The organism is Streptomyces sp. NPDC006197, assembly GCF_040613865.1.
In the GTDB taxonomy this organism is placed as follows: domain Bacteria; phylum Actinomycetota; class Actinomycetes; order Streptomycetales; family Streptomycetaceae; genus Streptomyces.
The window spans coordinates 1-21,419 of sequence record NZ_JBEXSZ010000080.1 but is presented as its reverse complement, the minus strand read 5'-3'; the positions used below and the strand labels follow the sequence as shown (position 1 = coordinate 21,419).

Genomic DNA, 21,419 nt, shown 5'->3' with positions numbered 1-21,419 from the left:
GCTCACCGTCAGCTCGCCGCGGAGCCGGTGGTGTCGAGGAGCTTCCGGTACCAGTCGCGCAGCTGGTCGCCGCCCTTGCTCTTCCACTCGGAGACGGCCTGCTGCATGTCGGAGACCTTCTTGCGGCCGCGGACGACGTCCTTCTCCAGCTGCTCGAAGTCGTTCATGAGGCCGGTCCACCGGGAGGGTTCGGTGACGGTCATGCCGTAGAACGCGGACTTGGCGGTCACGGCGCCCATGCGCTGCTGCCACTCGACCATGGCCCGGGTCACCTCGGGGGTGTCGGGGTGGGCGACGTACGGGGCGGGGCTGGCGACGAACATCCAGGAGCTGTTGACCTCCAGGTTCCCCGCGTCGGTCTTGACGGGCAGGCCGTCCTTCACCGTGTGGTGGACGCCCTCGACGCCGTAGTCGGTGAGCATCCGTTCCTTGGTGCCGTAGGGCGCGGCGGTGAAGTCGGCGATGGCGAGGACGTCCTCGATCACGGCCTTGGAGCTGCCCTTCCTCACGAAGGCCCAGATGTTGGCGGGGTTGGTCGCCCAGAGCTTCGGCGCGCCGCCGGCGTGCCCGGGGACGTCCATGGCGGCCATGGCGAACTTCGGGTTCTGCGCGGCCTGTTCGGAGGTCTTGGCGTACCAGTGGGAGAGGTCGTTGTTGTAGATCATGACCTGTCCGGCGGTGAAGCGGTTGCCGGCGTCGCCCTGGTTCTGGGCCTTGGCGTCGGGGTGGACGACCCCGGCGTCGAAGAGCTTGCGGGTCCACTCCAGGGCTTCGAGGTACTCCTGCGTCTCGATCCGGTTGACCAGTCTGCCGTCGACGAGGTTCCAGCCGAGGGCCTTGTCGCTGCCGGACAGCACGCCGAACATGTTGTACGCGGTCCAGGTCAGGTCGTCGCAGGCCCACACCTTCGCCTTGGCGCTGGTGATCTCCTTGGCGAGGTCGAGGAACTCGTCAGCGCTCTTGGGCGGTTGCCAGCCCTTCGCCTCGAAGAGGTCCTTGCGGTAGAAGGGCGCGATGTTGGTGACGTACGAGGCGGGCATGGGCAGGCCGCGGAGCCTGCCGCCGAAGATCGAGCGCTGCCAGGCGTCGGTGGGTATGGCGGCGAGGTTGGGGTAGGCCTTGACCTTGTCGCCGGAGAGGTACGGTCCGAGGTCCTCGAACTTGGCGTCGATGGCGCTCGGGATCTTGCCGCCGAGGTTCCAGCCGGGGACGACGACCACGTCGGGGATGTCGCTGGAGGCGAGGACGGCGCCGAGCTTCTGGTCGTAGGTGTTGCCGTCCTGGTTCTGCCAGGTGACGTCGGTGCCGATGGCCTCGTTCATGGCCTTGTAGTACGGGTTCCCGGGTGACGGCGGGGTGCCCCAGAGCGGCGCCATGACGGTGAGGGCGGTGCCCTTGCCCTTCTTCGCGGGCACGGAGGCCTTCAGCTGCGCCGTCGGGACGGCGCGGGTGAAGCCCGCGGCGGAGCCGTTCTCCGGGGCGACGTCGGGCGCGACGACCGTGCCGGCCACGAAGGCGGGAAGGAGCTTCGCCGCGTCCTTTCCGCTGGTGGTGCCGTCCTTCTTCCCGGTGTCCGTGCCGCCGCCGCAGGCCGCGAGGAGCGGTGCGCCGCCGGCCACGGCCGCCGCGGCGACGGCGGTGGAGGCGAGGAAGCCCCGGCGGCTCTGCCCGGATCCCCCGTGGCTCTGCCCGGGTCCCTCGTGGCTCTGCCCGGAGGCGCTCGGGGTGGATCTCCGGGAGCCCGTGGAGACGGCGTTCGGCGTCATTGCGTCAACCCTTCATGGCACGCGCCAGGACAGACGACGACCGGGGGGTCGCCGGGCGGCTGCGGTGGTGGAGGTGGAGCGGGCGGGGCGGAACCCTTGGCACTGTCGACCATCGAGTCGAAGCGCTTCGATATTGCTGCGAGGTTAAGTGAACGTCACAGGCGCGGCAAGAGCCGTTCCCGAGATTCTCGGCGCGGGCGAGTCCTCCAGGGCCTCCCAACACCCGGTCCGCACAGGGGAAGTGGTACGGATCCACGCCTTGACACCCACCCCCCGCCCACAGAGCATCGAAGCGCTTCGAAATCCACCCTCCGCCTCTCTGCCAAGGGACTCGCACGTGACCGCACACCGGCCGCCCTTCCGTGACCCGGCCCTCCCCGTGGCCCGCCGGGTCGACGACCTGCTCGACCGGCTCACCGCCGACGAACGCCTCGCGCTGCTCCACCAGTTCACGCCCGGCGTCGAGCGCCTCGGAATCGCCACCTTCCGCACCGGGCAGGAGGCCCTGCACGGCGTCGCCTGGATGGGTCCGGCGACCGTGTTCCCGCAGTCCGTGGGGCTCGGGGCGACCTGGCACCCGGACCTCGTGCGCCGGATCGGCGAGGCGGTGTCCCGGGAGGCGCGGGCGATGCGCGCCAAGGACGACCGGGTCGGCCTCAACGTCTGGGCGCCGACGGTGAACCTGCTGCGCAACCCGCTGTGGGGGCGCGGCGAGGAGGGGTACGCGGAGGACCCGTCCCTGACCTCCGCGATCGCGACCGCGTACACCCGGGGGCTGCGCGGCGACCACCCGGTGTACTGGCGCACCGCCCCGGTCCTCAAGCACTGGCTCGCGCACAACAACGAGACCGCGCGGGACACCTCCTCGGCCTCCGTACGGCCCAGGGTGCTGCACGAGTACGACCTGCGGGCCTTCCGCGGAGCCGTCGAGGCGGGCGCGGTCGCCGGGGTGATGCCCGCGTACAACCTGGTCAACGGACGGCCGAACCACCTCTCCCCGTATCTGGAGGAGGAGCTGCGGCGCTGGACGGACCAGGACCTGCTGGTCTGCTCGGACGCGGGCGCCCCCTCCAACCTGGCCGAGTCCCAGGGGTACTTCGCCACGCACGAGGAGGCGGTCGCGGCGGCGCTGCGGGCCGGGGTCGACTCCTTCACCGACCACGGCACGGACGCCTCGGTGATCCTGGGCCGGCTGCGCGGCGCCCTGGACCGCGGGCTGATCGGCCGGGAGGACGTGGACCGGGCGGTGCGCCGGCAGCTGACCGTGCGGTGCCGGCTCGGCGAGTTCGACCCGGAGCTCGATCCGTACGCGGGCGAGACGGCCTTCGACACCCCGGAGCACCGGGAGCTGGCCCGCGAGGCAGCCGAGGCGGCGCTCGTACTGCTGCGGAACGAGCCGCCGGGCGAGGGGGGTCCGGGCGGGGAGGGCGCGGGCGGGGCCGGGCCGCTCCTGCCGCTCGGGGACCGGCCCGGCCGGATCGCGGTGGTCGGTCTCCTCGGCGACGCCTGCAAGCTGGACTGGTACAGCGGGGAGCTGATCCACCGCTCGTCGCCCCTGGACGGGCTGCGGGAGCGCTACGGTCCTGACCGGGTGGACTTCGCCGAGGGCGTGGACCGGATCCGGCTGCGCACCGCCTCCGGCTCCCTGCTGCGGATCCCCGACGCGGGGCCGGGGGAAGCCGTACGGGACACCGGGGGCGCGCTCGATCCGGCGCTGGTCGCGGGCCGGACCGACCTGCCGCCGCTGACCGCCGACGCCGAGGGCTCGGAGCTGGCCCTGATCGACTGGGGCGGCGGGGTGCTGACGCTGCGGGCCCCCGACGGCCGGTACCTGTCGGTGGCCGAGGACGGTTTCGTGCGCGCCTCGGCGGACGAGCCCGGCGGCTGGGTGGTCCAGGAGACCTTCCGGCTCGAAGCCCATGACGGCGGTCACCTCCTTCTGCACCTCGGGACGGGTGGCCACGTCTCTGTCGCCGCCGACGGCGTGAAGGTTGCCGCCGACCGGGAATCCGCCGAGGTGTTCTCGGTGGAGACGGTCGAGCGGGGCGAGGAGGCGGTCGCCCGGGCCGCCGGGGCGGCGGACGTGGTGGTCGTGGTCGCGGGGAACGACCCGCACATCGACGGACGGGAGACCGAGGACCGTACGACGCTCGGCCTCCCCGCCCACCAGGACCGGCTGTGGCGGGCCGCGCACGCCGCGAACCCGCGCACCGTCCTCGTCCTCGTCTCCTCCTACCCGTACGCCGTGCCGGAGGCGGCCGGGACGCTCCCGGCGGTGCTGTGGACCGCGCACGGCGGGCAGGCGGCGGGCACGGCGCTCGCCCGGGTCCTGGCCGGAGACGTCTCCCCGGCGGGCCGGCTCCCGCAGACCTGGTACGCCTCCGACGCCGACCTGCCGGACCTCTTCGACTACGACGTGATCGGCGGCCGCCAGACGTACCTGTACTTCGACGGGACGCCGCTCTTCCCCTTCGGGCACGGCCTGTCGTACACGTCGTTCGCCTACGAGGAGCTGTCGGCGGCCGTCGACGGGGAGACGGTACGGATCGGCTGCACGGTCACCAACACCGGCGCCGTCGCCTCGGACGAGGTGGTCCAGGTGTACGCGCGGGCCGTGGCGCCCTCCGTGCCGCGCCCGCACCGCGAACTGGTCGCCCACGAGCGGATCCCACTCGCCCCGGGCGCCTCCGCCGCCCTCTCCTTCACCCTCCCCGTCCCGGCCCTCGGGTACTGGGACGTGGCGCACGGGCGGTGGGCGGTGGAGCCGGGGGCGTACGAGATCCAGGCGGGCGCGTCCAGCGCGGACATCCGGCGCACGGTCCGCGTCGAGGTGGGCGGCGAGGCGGCGGGCCCGCGCCCGGTGCTGGTCGACGGCATCGCCGCGGCCGACTACGACGAGCAGTCCGGCACGGTCATCGTGGACCGCACGAAGGTCGCGGGCGACGCGGTGACGCCCGCCGATCCGGAAGGCGGCGGCGAACTCCTCTACCGCTCCTGCGACTTCGTCGACGGGGTGACGGAGGCGGCCGTGGCGGTCGCGGGCGAGGGCACGGTCGAACTGGCCCTCGCCGACGGCACCCTCCTGGCCCGGATCGAGGTCGCGCCGACGGGTGGCCCGTACGCCTACCGCACGCTGGGCGCCGCCTTGCACCTCCAGGACGTGACGGACCTCCGGGTCCGGCTGCACGGGTCCGTGCGCCTCGCGCACATCGGCTTCGCGGGCTGACGGGACCGACCGCCGGGGCCCGGCACCGGCAGGTTCCGGTGCCGGGCCCCGGCGCTGAGGCATGCGCGGCTCGCATGGTGAGCCTGCGAGATCCTCGCTTGTCGCGACCCCCGCGATCACCCACGCTGGGACGCATGACCACAGCGCACCCGAGCGCGGCGGACGCCGCCGTGCTCGCACCCCTCCACGCCTACCTGCGCGGCCACGCCACCGGTGACCCCGCGCACTTCCGCGCCGCGTTCCTGCCCGGCGCCCGCATCGAGGGCATCCGGGACGGCTCGTTCGTCTCGTGGGACCTGGACGAGTACTGCGCGCTCTTCCCCGGCCGGCCGGCCCCGGACGAGCCGACCCGAACCCGCGGCGTCGACGCCGTCGGGGTCCACGGAACGGTCGCCACCGCGACGATGACGCTCCGCCACGGGGCGGACACCTTCACCGACGTGTTCCTGCTGATCCGGGTGGACGGCGGCTGGCTCATCGCCAACAAGGCCTACCACCGGCACTCCTGAGCTCAGGCCCCGTCCGCCCAGACGCCGTCCCGCATGATGTGCCGCCCCACGATCTCGGGCTCCTCGATCCAGGCCTCCACCGCCACCGGACGGACCCGGAACCAGACGTAGGCGGGACCGGACTTCCTGGGGTCCCACCCCGACTTCGCGGCGAAGGCCTCGATCGCCGCGACCGGTACGTCGTCGCTCGGGTGGGTCGTGACCTCGCCGTCCATGAGGACGACGTCCCGGGTGTGCCCGAGCGCGAGCCGGGTGCGGCCCCCGGCGGCGAGGTTCCGCCCGGTGGGGTTGGTCCTCCGGGTGCACAACCAGACGGACTCGCCGTCCCAGAGGAAGGCGAGCGGCACGAGGTACGGCCGCCCGTCGCCGTCGGCCGACGCCACCCAGATGTCCACCTCCTTCTCCAGCCGCGCGAGCACGTCCTTCTTCCGCTGCGCGGTGTCGCGCGGCGTCCCCTCGTTCTCGGTCATGCGGCCGACCCTACTCCGGCGGTCCTGGCCCGCCGCCGGCACCGGGTTTCCCGGCCGTCGGCGCGCCTCAGGCACCGGGCCGCCGCCACCCCGCCGCCCGCTCCCGGAAAGGGCGCGGCAGACTCACGACCGGCCGGATCGCCCCCTTGCCGCCGGACCGTGCCCTCCCCCATCGTCAGGAAATGACGACTCCGTCGACACCGTGGGAGAGGAAACAGATGACCGATCCGCAGCACGCTCGGAGCGAAGAGGAAAGACGCCGACGGGAAGAGGAGAACAGGCGCCGGCTCGACTGGGAGTTCCAGCAGGAGCAGGATCGCCAGCGCAGGGACCGAGAAGCAGCGGCTGCGGCTCAGGCGGCAGCGGATGCCCAGGCTCAGCAGCAGTACGGGAGTTGAGACGAGGGGGCCCCGCACCATGCGAAGTGCGGGGCCGGCCTCGGGGGACACCCGTCCTGGAGCGTCCCGATGACCGTACGGCGCGCCCGGGCCCTGGCGAGGCAGGCGTGACGGTGGTGCAGCCCCGAGGTCGGCCCGGACGGGGGTGGTGCGAGTGGTGTCGTCGCTCATGCGGTCACGCCAGGCCGCCTCTGGGTCGGTCCCCGCCTTTCGTGCCTCCAGGTCAGTCCCCGTCCTCCGCGCCTCCGGGTCCCGGAGTCCGTACCTCGTACGGCAGGTCGGTCCCCGTGGCCGTCGCCGTCGGGCCCGTCTCCGTGTGCTCCACCGTGTAGACGGCGGCCGGGGCGCCGTGGTGGTCGGGGACCGTGACGGTGGTCGTCGTGCCCGTGGGTGCGCCGGGGAAGACGAGCAGCGTCAGGCCGTTCAGCCAGTCGCCGTCCGGGCGGGTGTCGTCGGCGCCCAGGGGCAGCACGGCGCCGGGGCGGACGTACAGGGGGAGGCTGTCGAGGGCGTGGGTCTCGTGGCGCCAGCCCGGGCCGGTGACCGTCTCGCCGGTGAGGAGGTGGGTCCACTCGCCCTCGGGGACGTACACCTCGACCTCGCCGCCGGGGCTCGTCACCGGTGCGACGAGGAGGTCCGGGCCGAGCATGTACTGCCGGTCCGGGGTGCGGCAGGCGGGGTCGTGCGGGAATTCGAGGTGCATGGGCCGCATGACGGGGACGCCCGTGGTGTGGGCCTCCACGGCCGCCGCGTACAGGTACGGCATCAGGCGGTGCTTGAGGCGGGTGAACTTCCGTGCCACGTCGACCGCCTCGTCGCCGAACTCCCACGGCACCCGGTACGAGTCGCTGCCGTGCAGTCTGCTGTGCGAGGAGAGCAGTCCGAAGGCCAGCCAGCGGGTGAAGACCTCCGGGGACGGCGTGCCCTCGAAGCCGCCGATGTCGTGGCTCCAGAAGCCGAAGCCGCTCAGGGAGAGCGACAGGCCGCCGCGCAGGGATTCGGCCATGGCCTCGAAGGAGGCCCAGCAGTCGCCGCCCCAGTGGACGGGGAACCGCTGGCCGCCGGCGGTCGCGGAGCGGGCGAAGAGGACGGCCTCGCCGGTGCCGCGTTCCTCCTCCAGGAGGTCGAAGACGGTGCGGTTGTAGAGCTGGGTGTAGTAGTTGTGCATGCGCTCGGGGTCCGAGCCGTCGTGCCAGACGACGTCCGTGGGGATCCGCTCGCCGAAGTCGGTCTTGAAGCAGTCGACGCCCTGCGCGAGCAGCGGGCGCAGCTTGTCCTGGAACCAGGTCCGGGCCTCGGGGTTCGTGAAGTCGACCAGGGCCATGCCGGGCTGCCACAGGTCCCACTGCCAGATGTCGCCGTTCGGCCGACGGACGAGGAGACCGCGGGCCGCACCCTCCGCGAAGAGCGCCGACTTCTGCGCGACGTACGGGTTGATCCACAGGCCGACGCGCAGTCCCCGGGCCTTGAGGCGGGCGAGCATGCCCTCCGGGTCGGGGAAGACGGCCGGGTCCCAGCGGAAGTCGGACCACTGGTACTCGCGCATCCAGAAGCAGTCGAAGTGGAAGACGGAGAGCGGGATGTCCCGTGCGGCCATGCCGTCGACGAAGGAGGTGACGGTCTCCTCGTCGTACGGGGTGGTGAAGGAGGTGGTCAGCCACAGGCCGAAGGACCACGGGGGCGGGAGCGCGGGGCGGCCGGTGAGGGCCGTGTAGCGGGTGAGCACCTCCTTCGGGGTGGGGCCGGCGATGACGAAGTACTGCAGGGTCTGGTCCTCGACGCTGAACTGGACCTGTCCGACGGCTTCCGAGCCGACCTCGAAGGAGACCCGTCCGGGGTGGTCGACGAAGACGCCGTAGCCGCGGGAGGAGAGGTAGAACGGGATGTTCTTGTAGGCCTGTTCGCTGCTGGTGCCGCCGTCGGCCTGCCAGATGTCGACGCTCTGGCCGTTCTTCACGAAGGGCGTGAAGCGTTCGCCGAGGCCGTAGACCTGCTCGCCGACGCCGAGTGCCAGCTGGACGGCCATGTGGTGGGCGCCGTCGGGGGTGGTGACGAAGGCGGTGCCCTTGCGGCCGGCCTCGGTGAGGGGGCGGCCGTCGGCCTCGCGGAACTCCAGGGCCCAGGGCTTCGAGCGGTCCAGGCGCAATCGGAGGGGGCCGGAGGCGAGTTCGGTGACCGGTCCGTCGGCCCGTACCGTGCCCGCGCCGTTCCCGGAGGCGTCGAGGGCGAAGTCGGGGCCGCGGTGGGCCTTTCCGGCGTGGTGGGTGACGCGGACGCCGATGACGCCCTCGGCGGGCGCGTGGCACTCCACGGTCAGGAGGGCCGAGTTCAGGGTGTCGCCCCGGGTGGCGACGTGCTTGACGGAGGCGTGGGCGGTGAAGCGGTCGGCTTCCGTGCGCAGATCGCGGACTTCGGTGGCGTACGAGGCGTGGACGCCCTCGCGCATCAGCCAGAAGCCGTCGGTGAACTTCATGCGGGTCCTTGGGATGGGTGGGGACGGGGGCTGCTCGAGCCCCCAATAGTTATCCCAGAAAACAAAACCGGGAACCAGCCCTGGAGATCACGGGCTTCCCGACCAGAAAGCGCTTGCGCGACCCATTGACGAAACACCCACGCCCCCTTAGCTTCATGCCCGTTGCACTTCGTACGTCATATATGAGACGCGATACATGAGATCTGAGAGTGCTCCATGGCCTTCGCCCCCAGCCCCATCCCCTCCCGCACCCAGTACGTCCTGGAAGCGATCAAGCACGACATCCTCACCGGGGGCCTCAGACCCGGCCAGGCGCTCGTGGAGACCGAACTCGCCGCGCGCTTCGGGGTGTCGAAGACCCCGGTCCGCGAGGCGCTCAAGACCCTCGCGGGCAGCGGGCTCGTGGTGATGAGCCAGTACAAGGGCGTCACGGTCCGGACGGTCGACGCGGACATGGCCCGCGCGGTCTACGACGTGCGCCTGCTCCTGGAGCCCGAGGCCGTCCGCCGTGCCGTCGCCTCCGGCGCCCCGCTCGACGCGGCCGACGAGGCCCTGCGCCGCGCCGCCGGAGCCGAGGACCCGGCCGAACGGTCCCTCGCCAACCGGGACTTCCACCGGGCGCTCTACCTGCCCTGCGGCAACCCGCTGCTCGGCCGGATGCTCGACGAGGTCCGCGACCAGGCGGCCCTGGTCTCCACGGTCGCCTGGGCCGCCGTCCCCTCCTGGGAGCGCGAGGCCGCCGAGCACGCGGAGATCCTGCGCCTCGCCGCCGCGGGCGACGTCGAGGGAGCCGGCAGGGCCGTGCACGACCACATCGCCTCGTTCGTCGAGCGCGCCTTCCCCCAGTCCCCCTTGAACAGCGAATGAGCGAGCAGCGAGTGAGCATGGAATTCGAGACGATGAGGGCCGCCCTCGCCGACGTCGTGGCCATCCCGGTCACCCCGTTCGCCGAGGACGGCTCCGTGGACACCGCCGCCCACCGCGCGCTCCTGCGCCGGCTGCTCGACGGCGGGGTCCGCACCCTCACCCCCAACGGCAACACCGGCGAGTTCTACGCCCTCACCCCCGAGGAGCGCCGCTCCCTCACCGAGGCGACCGTCGAGGAGGCCGCCGGCCGCGCCGCGATCCTGGTCGGCGTCGGGCACGACGTGCCGACCGCGGTGGAGGCCGCCCGGCACGCCCGCGCCGCCGGGGCCCACATGGTGATGGTCCATCAGCCCGTCCACCCGTACGTCTCCGAGAGCGGCTGGGTCGACTACCACCGGGCGATCGCCGAGGCCGTGCCCGAACTGGGCGTCGTCCCCTACCTGCGCAACCCGCTCCTGAGCGGGGCCCGGCTCGCCGAGCTCGGTGCCGCCTGCCCCAACGTCGTCGGCGTGAAGTACGCCGTCCCGGACGCGGCCCGGTTCGCCGGCTTCGCGCGTGACGCGGGCCTCGACCGGTTCGTGTGGGTGGCGGGCCTCGCCGAGCCGTACGCGCCCGCGTACTTCGCGGGCGGCGCGACCGGCTTCACCTCCGGTCTGGTCAACGTCTCCCCCGCGCTCTCCCTGGAGATGCTGGACGCGCTGCGGGCGGGCGACTACCCGACGGCGATGAAGGTGTGGGAGCGGATCCGCCGCTTCGAGGAGCTGCGCGCGGCCAACGCGAGCGCCGACAACGTGACCGTCGTGAAGGAGGCCCTCGCCTCGCTCGGCCTGTGCCGCCGCGACATCCGCCCGCCGAGCCGGGAACTCCCGGAGGCGGAGCGCGCCGAGGTCGCCGCGATAGCCGCCGGATGGCCGGTGTGAACAGCCCGGAGAAGCGTCCCGAAGAGCTCCGCAGTCACCAGTGGTACGGCACGGACGGGCTGCGCTCGTTCAGCCACCGCGCCCGCACCCGGCAGCTCGGCTACCTGCCCGAGGAGCACCTCGGCAAGCCGGTGATCGCGATCCTCAACACCTGGTCCGACATCAATCCGTGCCACGTCCATCTGCGGGACCGGGCGCAGGCGGTGAAGCGGGGCGTGTGGCAGGCGGGCGGCTTCCCGCTGGAGTTCCCGGTCTCCACCCTGTCGGAGACCTTCCAGAAGCCGACGCCCATGCTCTACCGCAACCTCCTGGCGATGGAGACGGAGGAGCTGCTGCGCTCGTACCCGGTGGACGGGGCGGTGCTCATGGGCGGCTGCGACAAGACGACCCCGGCGCTGCTCATGGGAGCGGCCTCGGTCGACCTGCCGACCGTGTTCGTGCCGGCGGGGCCGATGCTGCCGGGTCACTGGCGGGGCGAGACGCTCGGTTCCGGCACGGACATGTGGAAGTACTGGGACGAGAAGCGGGCCGGGACGATCGGCGACTGCGAGATGGCCGAGCTGGAGAACGGTCTCGCCCGCTCCCCCGGCCACTGCATGACGATGGGCACGGCGTCCACGCTCACCGCCGCCGCCGAGACGCTGGGCGTGACCGTGCCGGGCGCCTCCTCGGTGCCCGCGGTGGACTCCGGGCACGACCGGATGGCCGCCGCGTCGGGGCTGCGGATCGTGGAGCTCGTGCGGAAGGACGTCAGGCTCTCCCGGATCCTGACCCAGGAGGCGTACGAGGACGCGGTGGCGGCCGTCCTGGCCCTCGGCGGTTCGACGAACGCGGTGATCCATCTGATCGCGATGGCCGGCCGGTCGGGGGTGAAGCTGACGCTCGACGACTTCGACCGGATCGCGCGGACCGTGCCGGTGCTCGCGAACCTGCGGCCGGGCGGGCGGTACCTGATGGAGGACTTCCACTTCGCGGGCGGCATGACCGGGTTCCTGTCCCGGCTCACCGACGTGCTCCACCTGGACCGGCCGACCGTCTCGCACGCCACGCTGCGCGAGCAGCTGGCCGGCGCCCTCGTCCACGACGACGAGGTGATCCGGGAGCGGTCGAGGCCGCTGGCCGACGAGGGCGGGGTGGCGGTCCTGCGCGGCAACCTCTGCCCCGACGGCGCCGTCATCAAGCACATCGCGGCCGAGCCCCGTCTCCTCCGGCACACCGGGCCCGCGGTCGTCTTCGACGACTACCGGACGATGCAGCGGACCATCGACGACCCGGCGCTCGGGATCACGGCCGAGCACGTGCTCGTGCTGCGGGGCGCGGGCCCGAAGGGCGGGCCGGGGATGCCCGAGTACGGCATGCTGCCCATCCCCCGGTACCTCCTGGAGCAGGGGGTGCGGGACATGGTCCGGATCTCGGACGCCCGGATGAGCGGGACGAGTTACGGGGCGTGCGTGCTGCACGTGGCGCCCGAATCGCACGTCGGCGGACCCCTTGCCCTTGTCCGCACGGGCGATACGATCACCCTCGACGTCGCGGCCCGCTCCCTCCACCTGCACGTCACGGACGAGGAGCTGGTCGGCCGCAGGGCCGCGTGGACACCGCCGCCGGCCCGGTACGAGCGCGGCTACGGCGCGCTCTACATGGAGCAGATCTCCCAGGCCGACACCGGCTGCGACTTCGCGTTCCTGGCCCGGCCGGGAGCCACCCCCGACCCGTACGCGGGCTGAGCCCCGCCCGGCCACGCCCTCCCCCGCCCCGCCTGTCCGAAATCTCGAACGTCGTTCGCGAAGCGCTTCACCGAGAACGGAGCCGCCGTCATGGCCTCAGCTGTGACCCCTGCACGCCGAGCCGCCGTCGCGGCCTCGGCTGTGACCCCCTCACGCCGAGCCGCCCTGCCGTACCTGCTGATCGCCCCCGCGGCCCTGCTGATGCTGGGGTTCATCGCGTATCCGGTGCTCAGCGTCTTCTACTACAGCCTGCAGCACTACAACCCCACCAAACCGTGGCGGAACGGCTTCGCCGGCCTGGACAACTTCACCCGGATCTTCACCGACGACCCGCGGTTCTGGGGGACGCTGACCTTCAGCCTCAAGTGGGTCGTGGTGGAGGTGTCCCTCCAGCTCGTCCTCGGGCTCGCGCTCGCCCTCATCGTGAACCAGACCTTCGTCGGCCGCTCCCTCGGCCGTGCGCTGGTCTTCTCGCCCTGGGCGGTCTCGGGCGTGCTCACCTCGGCGATCTGGGTGCTGCTCTACAACTCCCAGACCGGCATCAGCCGTTACCTCGCGGACCTCGGCATGGGCACGTACGGCACGTCCTGGCTCTCCGACACCTCGACCGTCTTCCCGGCGGCGGTCGTCGCCGACCTCTGGCGCGGGGTGCCCTTCTTCGCGATCCTCATCCTGGCCGACCTCCAGTCCGTCCCCAAGGACCTGTACGAGGCGGCCGAGGTCGACGGGGCGAGCAGGCTCCGGCAGTTCCTGCACATCACGCTCCCCCACCTGCGGGACGCGATCGTCCTGTCCACGCTGCTGCGCGCGGTCTGGGAGTTCAACAACGTCGACCTGCTGTACACGCTGACCGGCGGCGGCCCGGCGGGAGAGACCACCACCCTGCCGCTGTACATCGCCCACACCAGCGTCGACGCCCACAACTTCGGTTACGCCTCCGCCCTCACCACGGTGGCGTTCGTGATCCTTCTCTTCTGCTCGATGGTCTATCTGCGCCTGAGCAAGTTCGGAGGCGACGGCAAGTGACAGCCGCGATCCCCCTGCCCCCCACCGCCACCGCCGCCCGCGCGAGGCACCGGGCCTGGGACGAGGTGCCCCGCTGGCAGATCTACCTGCCCCTCGGGATCTACCTCCTCTTCACCCTCGTGCCCTTCTACTGGATCCTGCTCTTCGCCGTACGGCCCGCCGGCTCGACCTCGCTGCTGCCCTGGCCGATGACGACGGCGCACTTCGAGAAGGTGTGGACCGAGCGGAACTTCGCCGTCTTCTTCCAGAACAGCCTGCTCATCGGCGTGGCGGTGCTCATCAGCACCACCGTCGTCGCCCTGGCCGGCGGATACGCCCTCGCCCGCTTCGACTTCCGGATCAAGAAGGGCTTCATGCTGGCCCTGCTCTGCTCCCAGTTCGTGCCGGGCGCCCTGCTCCTCGTCCCGCTCTTCCAGATCTTCGCCGGGCTGCGGATGATCAACTCCCTCGGCAGCGTCGTCATCGCCGAGACCGTCTTCCAGCTCCCGCTGTCGATGATCCTCATCAGCGGCTTCATCAGGAACGTGCCGTACTCCCTGGAGGAGGCGGCCTGGGTCGACGGCTGCAGCCGCTTCCACGCCTTCCGGATCGTCGTCCTGCCGCTGCTCCGGCCCGGTCTGGTCGCCGTCGGCTCCTTCGCCTTCGTGCACGCCTGGAACCACTTCCTCTTCGCCCTGATGTTCCTCAGCAGCCAGGACAAGCAGACCATCCCCGTCGGCCTCAACACCCTCATGGGCGCCGACAGCGTCGACCTCGGCGCCCTCGCCGCGGGCGGCGTCATCGCCGCCGTCCCCGTGGTCGTGGTCTTCGCCTTCATCCAGAAGTGGCTGGTCACCGGCTTCAGCGCGGGGGCGGTGAAGGGATGAGCAGCACCCACACGGACAAGGAAGACATGAACACCGCACGCACCCCGCTGCCGGTCGTCCTCGCCGGCGCCCGCGGCCACGGCCGCAGCCACCTCCTCAACATCCGCCGCCTCGAAGAGCGCGGTCTCGTCCGCCTCGCCGGGGTCTGCGAGCTCCGCCCGCTGGAGGCGGCCGAGCTGGACGGCATCGGCGACCCGGAGCAGTCCGCCGACTTCGAGGCGCTCCTGGCCTCCACCGGCGCCCGGATCGCCGTGCTCTCCACCCCCATCCAGACCCACACCGACATGACGCTCGCCGCCGCCCGGCACGGCGCGCACGTCCTCCTGGAGAAGCCGCCCGCCCCCTCGTACGCCGAGTTCCGCCGGATGGCCGACGGCGTCGAGGCCGCCGGGGTGTCCTGCCAGATCGGCTTCCAGTCGCTCGGCTCGCACGCCGTCCCCGCGATCCGCCGCATGGTGGAGGAGGGCGCGATCGGCGAACTCCTCGGCGTCGGCGCGGCCGGGGCCTGGGTCCGCGACGAGGCGTACTTCCGGCGCGCGCCCTGGGCGGGACACCGGCGGCTCGACGGCGTCGACGTCGTCGACGGGGCCCTCACCAACCCGCTCGCGCACGCCGTCGCCACGGCGCTCGCGCTCTCCGGCTCCCCCCGCGCCGAGGACGTGGAGCACATCGAGACGGAGCTGCTGCGCGCGAACGCCATCGAGTCCGACGACACCTCGGCGGTACGGGTCGTGACCTCGGCCGGCACCCCGGTGACGGTCGCGGCGACGCTCTGCGCCGAGAAGCCGGCGGAGCCGTACGTGCTCGTCCACGGCAGCCGGGGCCGGATCACCTTCTGGTACCGGCAGGACCGGGTCCTGGTGCAGCGCGCCGGGCACGGCCCCGTGGAGACCGAGTACGGCCGCACCGACCTCCTGGAGAACCTCGTCGCGCACGTCACCGAGGGCGAGCGGCTGTGGGTGCCCCCGGCGCGGACCGGTGCCTTCATGCGGGTCGTCGAGGCGGTACGGACCGCACCCGAGCCCCTGGACGTCCCCGCCGCCCACTGGCGCGCCGAGCCCGGCGAGAGCGGGCCGCGCCGGGTCGTCGAAGGCGTCGACGCCCTGGTCGACGCGAGCGCCGACACCCTCCGGCTCTTCTCCGAACTCGGCGCCCCCTGGGCTCCGTCGACCCGGGCGGAGGCCCGATGACCGCCGGCACCTCCCTCGTCCTGCGCTGCGCGGGCCGCGTCGTCGCCCGCTACACCACCCGGCCCGAGCTCGCCGCCGACCACTCCCCCCGGCCGTACCTCCACCCCGTCGCCACCCTCGCCGGGCTGCCGGTGACGGAGACTCTGCCCGGGGACCACCCGCACCACCTGGGCGCGGGCGTCGCCGTGCCGGACGTCGCGGGCCACAACTTCTGGGGCGGGCGCACCTTCGTGCGCGGCCGGGGCTCCGTCGAGCTCGACAACCACGGGACGCAGCGGCACGACGGCTTCAAGCTGTGCGACCCGGACGGCTTCGTGGAGGAGCTGAGCTGGACGGCCGGCGGCGAGCGGCTGCTCCGCGAGCACCGGACGGTGGCGGCCACCGCGCTCACCGACACCGCCTGGGCGCTCGACCTCACCTTCTCCCTGACCAACGTGTCGGGGCGCGAGCTGTCGATCGGCAGCCCGGCGACGAACGGCCGCCCGGGCGCCGCGTACGGCGGCTTCTTCTGGCGGGCCCCGAAGGAGGCGGCGGCGCCGGTGGTCTTCGGGACGGAGGCGGACGGCGAGGAGGCCGTGCACGGCGTCGCCGCCGACTGGGTGGCCCTGGCCGGCGAGGGCTGGACCCTGGTGTTCGCCGGGGCGACCGCGCGGACCCGCCGCGACCCGTGGTTCGTGCGGGCCGCCGAGTACCCGGGGGTCGGCTCCTCCCTCGCGTACGGGGCGCGGCTTCCGGTGGCGGCCGGGGAGACCTTCGTACGCCGGGTGGTGACCGTGGTCGCCGACGGCCGGCTCGACCGGGCGGGGGCCGCGGCCCTGGTCCGCAAGGCGGTGGCCTCGTGAGCGCCCTGCCCACCGGCGACCTCGGCGACGGCACGTACCGCAATCCGGTCCTGGCGGCCGACTGGTCGGACCCGGACGTCCTGCGGGTCGGCGAGGACTACTACCTGACCGCGTCCAGCTTCGGCCGCGCCCCCGGGCTGCCCCTGCTGCACTCCAGGGACCTGGTCAACTGGACGCTGGTCGGCCACGCCCTGGAGCGGCTCGAACCGGCCGCGGCGTTCACCGCGCCCCGGCACGACCGCGGGGTGTGGGCGCCCTCGTTCCGCCACCACGACGGCCGGTTCTGGATCTTCTGGGGCGATCCGGACCACGGGATCTTCCAGGTCAACGCCCCTTCGGTGCGCGGCCCGTGGACCGCGCCGCACCTGGTGAAGGCGGGCCTCGGCCTGATCGACCCCTGCCCGCTGTGGGACGGGGAGACGGGCGGGGCGTATCTCGTGCACGCCCTGGCCAAGTCCCGCGCCGGGGTCAACAACCGGCTGATCGGGCACCGGATGAGCCCGGCCGGCGACAAGGTCCTCGACGAGGGCAGGGTCCTGGTCGACGCCGACCGGATACCCGGCTGGTTCACCCTGGAGGGCCCGAAGCTGTACCGGCACGACGGCCTGTTCTGGATCCTGGCGCCGGCCGGGGGCGTGGCCACCGGCTGGCAGGGCGCCTTCCGCGCGCGGTCGTTCTTCGGCCCGTACGAGGAGCGGACCGTCCTGGCGCAGGGCGACACCGACGTCAACGGCCCGCACCAGGGCGGCTGGGTCCGCACCCAGCACGGCGAGGACTGGTTCCTGCACTTCCAGCAGTCCGGCGCGCACGGCCGGCTCGTCCACCTCCAGCCGATGCGCTGGGGCGCGGACGGCTGGCCGGTGCTCGGCGACGAGGGCGCGCCCGTCCGGGTCCACCGGAAGCCGGACCTGCCGGAGCAGCCGCCCGGGCGCCCCGCGGTGGACGACACCTTCCCCGGCGGGCGGTTCGGCCGGCAGTGGCAGTGGACCGCCAACCCGGCCGCGGGCTGGGCCAGTCAGCACGCGGGGGACGGCCTGCGCCTCGACTGTGTGCGTACGGAGCGCCTGGACGACCTGCGGGGCGTGCCGCACGTGCTCACCCAGCGGCTGCCGGCCGGGGCGCTGACCGTCGAGGTCGGGCTGCGGCTCGCCGGCGAGGCGTCCGGGGCCCGCGCGGGCCTGGTCGTCCTGGGCGACGCGTACGCCTGGATCGGTCTGGAGCGGGCCCCGGACGGCACGACCCGGCTGGTGCACCGCTTCGCACCGGCCAACGCGGACCTGGAGCGGGACGCGGCCCGCGCCCGTCCCGTCCCCGGGGACGGGGTCCGGCTGCGGATCGAGGTCACGGCCGACGCGCGCTGCCGCTTCTCGTACCAGGTCGACGACGCCGAGGGCCCGGTCCGGCTCGGGCCGGAGTTCGCCGCCACGCCCTGGCGCTGGGTCGGCGCGCTCCTCGGCCTGTTCGCGGGCGCGCCGGAGGGCGCGGGGCACGCCGGGACGGCCGTGTTCTCCGCCTTCCGCGTCACCCCCGCCTGAACTCCCCGCTCCCCCACATCCCCATCACCCGCAAGACCCGAGAGAAGAGAGCCGACGATGACCATCTTCCCCGGCGGACGGCGCAGAGCCGCCCTCGCCCTCGCCCTGTCCGGTGTCCTCGCCCTGACCGCCACCGCCTGCGGTGACGACGGCAGCGGCGCGGGCGGCGACAAGGGCACCGAAGGATCGGGCAAGGGAAAGATCACCTTCTGGGACAACAACGGCGGTGTCCGCACCGAGGTCTGGAAGGAGATCATCGCGGACTTCGAGAAGGCGAACCCCGACATCGACGTCGAGTACGTCGGGATCGCCTCCAAGGAGGTCCAGTCCAAGTACGACACCGCCATCCAGGGCGACGGACTGCCGGACGTGGGCGGCGTCGGCGCGGCGATGCTCGCCGGGATCGCCGCGCAGAACGCCCTGGAGCCGCTGGACGCCCGCATCGAGGCCAGTTCCCTCAAGGGCAAGCTGAACCCCGGCATGCTCGCGAGCGTGAAGTCCGCGGGCGGTCGGGGCAAGCTGTTCACCGTCCCCACCTCCGCCAGCAACGGCGTCCTGTACTACCGCACCGACCTGTTCAAGGCCGCCGGTCTGCCGGAGCCCACCACCTGGTCGAAGTTCTACGCGGCGGCCGACAAGCTGACCGCCGTCGACAAGAACCGTTTCGGCTACACGATCCGCGGCGGCGCCGGCTCCATCGCCCAGGCGCTCGACGCCATGTACGGCCAGAGCGGCATCACCAGCTTCTGGAACGGCGACAAGACCACGGTCAACGACCCGAAGAACGTGGCCGCCCTGGAGAAGTACGCGGGGCTGTACAAGAAGAACACCCCGGCCGCCGACGTCAACAACGACTTCACCAAGATGGTCGCCCAGTGGGACAGCGGCCAGATCGGCATGCTCAACCACAACCTGGGCTCGTACCAGGACCACGTGAAGGCGCTCGGCACGGACAAGTTCCGGGGCATCCCGAACCCGACGCTCGACGACGGCACCCGCGTCCAGGTCTCCAACCCGGTCGACGGCCTCGGGCTCTTCTCGTCGAGCAGGAACAAGGCCGCCGCCTGGAAGTTCATCGAGTTCGCGGCCTCGCACGAGTCCAACAGCAAGTGGAACAGGTCGGCCGGCGCGATCCCCGCCAACACGGAGGCCGCCGCGGACCCGTGGCTCGCGGAGGCCGAGCCGACCAAGCTCGGCGCCGAGGTCCTCTTCAGCGGCAAGGCCACGATCGTGGAACTGCCCTACTACCTGCCGGACTGGAACACGATCTCCAAGGCCGACAACGAGCCCGGCTTCCAGAAGGTCCTGCTCGGCAAGGCCACCGCCAAGGAGTTCCTCGACCACCTCGCCGAGCAGCTGAACGCCGCCCAGGCCGAGTAAAAGCAGCAGAACCAGTGAGCGTCGGCCGCCGCGCGGTCGTCACGGCCGGGGCGGGCCTCGCGCTCGCCCTGGCCGGGGCCCCCGCCGCCCGAGCCCAAGGACACCCCCACATGCGCACCCTCTTCGTCGCGGGCGACTCCACGGCCGCCCAGAAGTACGCCGACGCCGCACCCGAGACCGGCTGGGGCATGGCGCTCCCCTTCTTCCTGCACAAGGGCCTGGCCGTCGCCAACCACGCCGTCAACGGGCGCAGCACCAGGAGCTTCCTCGACGAGGGCCGGCTCGACCCGATCCTGGCGGCGCTCCGCCCCGGCGACCTGCTCCTGATCCAGTTCGGCCACAACGACGAGAAGGTCGCCGACCCCACCCGCTACACCGAACCGTGGACCACCTACCAGGACAACCTGCGGGTCTTCGTCGAGGGCGCGCGCTCCCGGGGCGCCCTTCCCGTGCTCGCCACCCCCGTGGAGCGGCGGAAGTTCTCCGTGGACGGCACCGCGCTGCGCACCCACGGCGCCTACCCGGCGGCGATGCGGGAGGTGGCCCGGGAGTCGGACGTACCGCTGCTCGACGTCGAGGCGCTGTCCCTGGCGCTGTGGCAGCGGCTGGGGCCGGAGGCCACGAAGACGTACTTCAACTGGACGGCGACCGAGCAGGACAACACCCACTTCAACCCGCCCGGGGCGATCGAGGTGGCCCGGCTCGTCACCGCCGAACTGCTCGCCACCCACGTCCTCGCGCCGCGCGAGACGCGCCGCCTGCACGACGAGATCGACCCCGCCCGGATCACCTGGCCCGCTTCCGAGGAGAGCCTCGCATGAACCGACGTAAGCAGCTGGGAGTGGTGGCCGCGGCCGCCCTCGTCCTCACCGTCACCGCGCCGGCCGCCGGTGCGCACGCCGGTCACCGGCCGGCCGCCGACCCGGCCCGCGCGACCCTGCCGGCCGGGGACGGCTGGGCCGCGGCCGACGGCGGCACCACCGGCGGGTCCGCCGCCGACGCCTCCCGCGTCTTCACCGTCACCACCTGGGAGGAGCTCCGGGACGCGCTCGCCGTGCCCGGCACGGAGCCCCGCATCGTGAAGGTGGCCGGCGTCCTGAACGCGACCGCCGCCGGCTGCGCCGCCTTCGAAGCTCCCGGCTACGACTTCGCCCGCTACCTCGCCGACTACGACCCGGCCGTCTGGGGGTACGAGAACGAGGTCAGCGGCCCCCAGGAGGAGCTGCGCGCCGCCTCGGCGACGGCACAGGGGCAGGCGATCAAGGTGAGGGTGCCCGCCAACACCACGATCGTCGGGGTGGGGAGGCACGCGGGGATCACCGGCGGCAGCCTCCAGGTGCAGGGCGTGGACAACGTCGTCGTCCGCAACCTCACCCTGGAGTCCCCGCTCGACTGCTTCCCCCAGTGGGACCCCACGGACGGCGCGACCGGGGCGTGGAACTCCGAGTACGACAGCCTCGTCGTGTACGGCTCCACGCACGTCTGGATCGACCACAACACCTTCACCGACGGCGCCCACCCGGACGGTTCGCTGCCCTCGTACTACGGGGAGGTGTACCAGCAGCACGACGGCGAGCTGGACGTCGTGCGGGGCGCGGACCTCGTCACCGCCTCCTGGAACGTCTTCGCCGACCACGACAAGACCCTGATGATCGGCAACAGCGACAGCGCGGGCGCCACCGACCGGGGCAGGCTGCGCGTCACCCTCCACCACAACCTCTTCGAGAACGTGGTGGAGCGGGCGCCCCGGGTGCGCTTCGGGCAGGTCGACGCGTACAACAACCACTTCGTGGTGCCGAGCGCGAACTACGTCTACAGCCTCGGCATCGGGCAGGAGTCCCGACTGGTCGCGGAGAAGAACGCGTTCACGCTCGCCGCGGACGTCCCCGCCGGGAAGATCCTGAAGAAGTGGAAGGACGCGCCGGTCACGACCGCCGGCAACTACGTCAACGGGAGTCCGGTCGACCTGCTCGCCGTGCACAACGCGCAGTACCCCGCCGAGCAGCTCCGCGCGGACGCGGGCTGGACGCCCGTCCTGCGCACCCGGGTCGACCACCCGAAGGCCGTCCCCGCCCTCGTCGACCACCACGCGGGCGCCGGCCGCTTCCGCTAGGGCCTGTCTTTCGGATCAGGCCGGATCAGGGAGCGGGGCCCGGTGCGTGCGATCGCAAGGCGGAGGAGGGAGTCGACGCGGAGCGTCGGCGACCGACGACAACGCGGCGAG

15 protein-coding genes and 1 pseudogene are annotated in these 21,419 nt (G+C 72.7%); 13 read left to right on the top strand and 3 right to left on the bottom strand.

The features are described 5' to 3' along the window. Positions 1-8: 8 nt before the first annotated feature. The gene (locus ABZ318_RS23745; protein WP_356904472.1) at positions 9-1,766 is read right to left on the bottom strand and encodes an extracellular solute-binding protein; all 1,758 of its coding nucleotides are present in this window, start codon (positions 1,764-1,766) and stop codon (positions 9-11) included. A gap of 337 nt (positions 1,767-2,103) precedes the next feature. Between ABZ318_RS23745 and ABZ318_RS23740 the strand changes: the two genes are divergently transcribed. Together ABZ318_RS23740 and ABZ318_RS23735 are read left to right on the top strand one after the other, a co-directional pair. Then, positions 2,104-4,992, top strand: coding sequence for a glycoside hydrolase family 3 C-terminal domain-containing protein (locus ABZ318_RS23740; RefSeq protein WP_356904471.1), 2,889 nt, complete (start codon positions 2,104-2,106; stop codon positions 4,990-4,992). A 167-nt stretch (positions 4,993-5,159) separates the two neighbouring features. Beyond that, positions 5,160-5,501, top strand: a pseudogene (locus ABZ318_RS23735) (nuclear transport factor 2 family protein); the annotation flags it as partial. Positions 5,502-5,503: 2 nt separating this feature from the next. Here ABZ318_RS23735 and ABZ318_RS23730 read toward each other — a convergent pair. Beyond that, positions 5,504-5,971 carry a pyridoxamine 5'-phosphate oxidase family protein gene (locus ABZ318_RS23730; RefSeq protein ID WP_356904470.1) on the bottom strand — a complete coding sequence of 156 codons (468 nt, stop codon included), beginning with the start codon at positions 5,969-5,971 and terminating at the stop codon, positions 5,504-5,506. A 621-nt stretch (positions 5,972-6,592) separates the two neighbouring features. Further along, complete coding sequence (yicI, locus tag ABZ318_RS23725) at positions 6,593-8,842, bottom strand: alpha-xylosidase (RefSeq protein ID WP_356904469.1); 2,250 nt, start codon at positions 8,840-8,842, stop codon at positions 6,593-6,595. Positions 8,843-9,058: 216 nt separating this feature from the next. On the opposite strand from yicI, the gene ABZ318_RS23720 reads away from it, so the two are divergent. From ABZ318_RS23720 to ABZ318_RS23670, 11 genes are all read left to right on the top strand, one after another. After that, the gene (locus ABZ318_RS23720) at positions 9,059-9,709 is read left to right on the top strand and encodes a GntR family transcriptional regulator (protein WP_356904468.1); all 651 of its coding nucleotides are present in this window, start codon (positions 9,059-9,061) and stop codon (positions 9,707-9,709) included. Further along, positions 9,706-10,629 carry a dihydrodipicolinate synthase family protein gene (locus ABZ318_RS23715; protein ID WP_356904467.1) on the top strand — a complete coding sequence of 308 codons (924 nt, stop codon included), beginning with the start codon at positions 9,706-9,708 and terminating at the stop codon, positions 10,627-10,629. The genes ABZ318_RS23720 and ABZ318_RS23715 overlap by 4 nt, the downstream gene beginning before the upstream one ends. Then, on the top strand, positions 10,617-12,356 hold the full coding sequence (gene araD / locus ABZ318_RS23710) for an L-arabinonate dehydratase (protein WP_356904466.1): 1,740 nt from the start codon (positions 10,617-10,619) through the stop codon (positions 12,354-12,356). Before ABZ318_RS23715 ends, araD begins: the two co-directional genes overlap by 13 nt. Before the next feature lie 90 nt (positions 12,357-12,446). Next, the gene (locus tag ABZ318_RS23705; protein WP_356904465.1) at positions 12,447-13,382 is read left to right on the top strand and encodes a sugar ABC transporter permease; all 936 of its coding nucleotides are present in this window, start codon (positions 12,447-12,449) and stop codon (positions 13,380-13,382) included. Beyond that, complete coding sequence (locus ABZ318_RS23700) at positions 13,379-14,248, top strand: carbohydrate ABC transporter permease (RefSeq protein ID WP_356904464.1); 870 nt, start codon at positions 13,379-13,381, stop codon at positions 14,246-14,248. Before ABZ318_RS23705 ends, ABZ318_RS23700 begins: the two co-directional genes overlap by 4 nt. Beyond that, complete coding sequence (locus tag ABZ318_RS23695) at positions 14,245-15,438, top strand: Gfo/Idh/MocA family oxidoreductase (protein WP_356904463.1); 1,194 nt, start codon at positions 14,245-14,247, stop codon at positions 15,436-15,438. The genes ABZ318_RS23700 and ABZ318_RS23695 overlap by 4 nt, the downstream gene beginning before the upstream one ends. Then, positions 15,435-16,280 (top strand): PmoA family protein, encoded by an 846-nt coding sequence (locus tag ABZ318_RS23690; RefSeq protein WP_356904462.1) that lies wholly within the window; start codon positions 15,435-15,437, stop codon positions 16,278-16,280. Before ABZ318_RS23695 ends, ABZ318_RS23690 begins: the two co-directional genes overlap by 4 nt. Positions 16,281-16,285: 5 nt before the next feature. After that, entirely contained in the window at positions 16,286-17,815 is a 1,530-nt protein-coding gene (locus tag ABZ318_RS23685) for a family 43 glycosylhydrolase (protein ID WP_356904486.1), read from the top strand. Between the two features lie 57 nt (positions 17,816-17,872). Beyond that, a complete protein-coding gene (locus ABZ318_RS23680) occupies positions 17,873-19,195 on the top strand; it encodes a sugar ABC transporter substrate-binding protein (protein ID WP_356904461.1) in 1,323 nt (440 codons plus the stop codon). 14 nt (positions 19,196-19,209) lie between these two features. After that, positions 19,210-20,016, top strand: a complete 807-nt coding sequence (locus ABZ318_RS23675; protein WP_356904460.1) for a rhamnogalacturonan acetylesterase — start codon at positions 19,210-19,212, stop codon at positions 20,014-20,016. Then, positions 20,013-21,308 carry a pectate lyase gene (locus tag ABZ318_RS23670; RefSeq protein ID WP_356904459.1) on the top strand — a complete coding sequence of 432 codons (1,296 nt, stop codon included), beginning with the start codon at positions 20,013-20,015 and terminating at the stop codon, positions 21,306-21,308. Before ABZ318_RS23675 ends, ABZ318_RS23670 begins: the two co-directional genes overlap by 4 nt. Positions 21,309-21,419 lie beyond the last annotated feature (111 nt).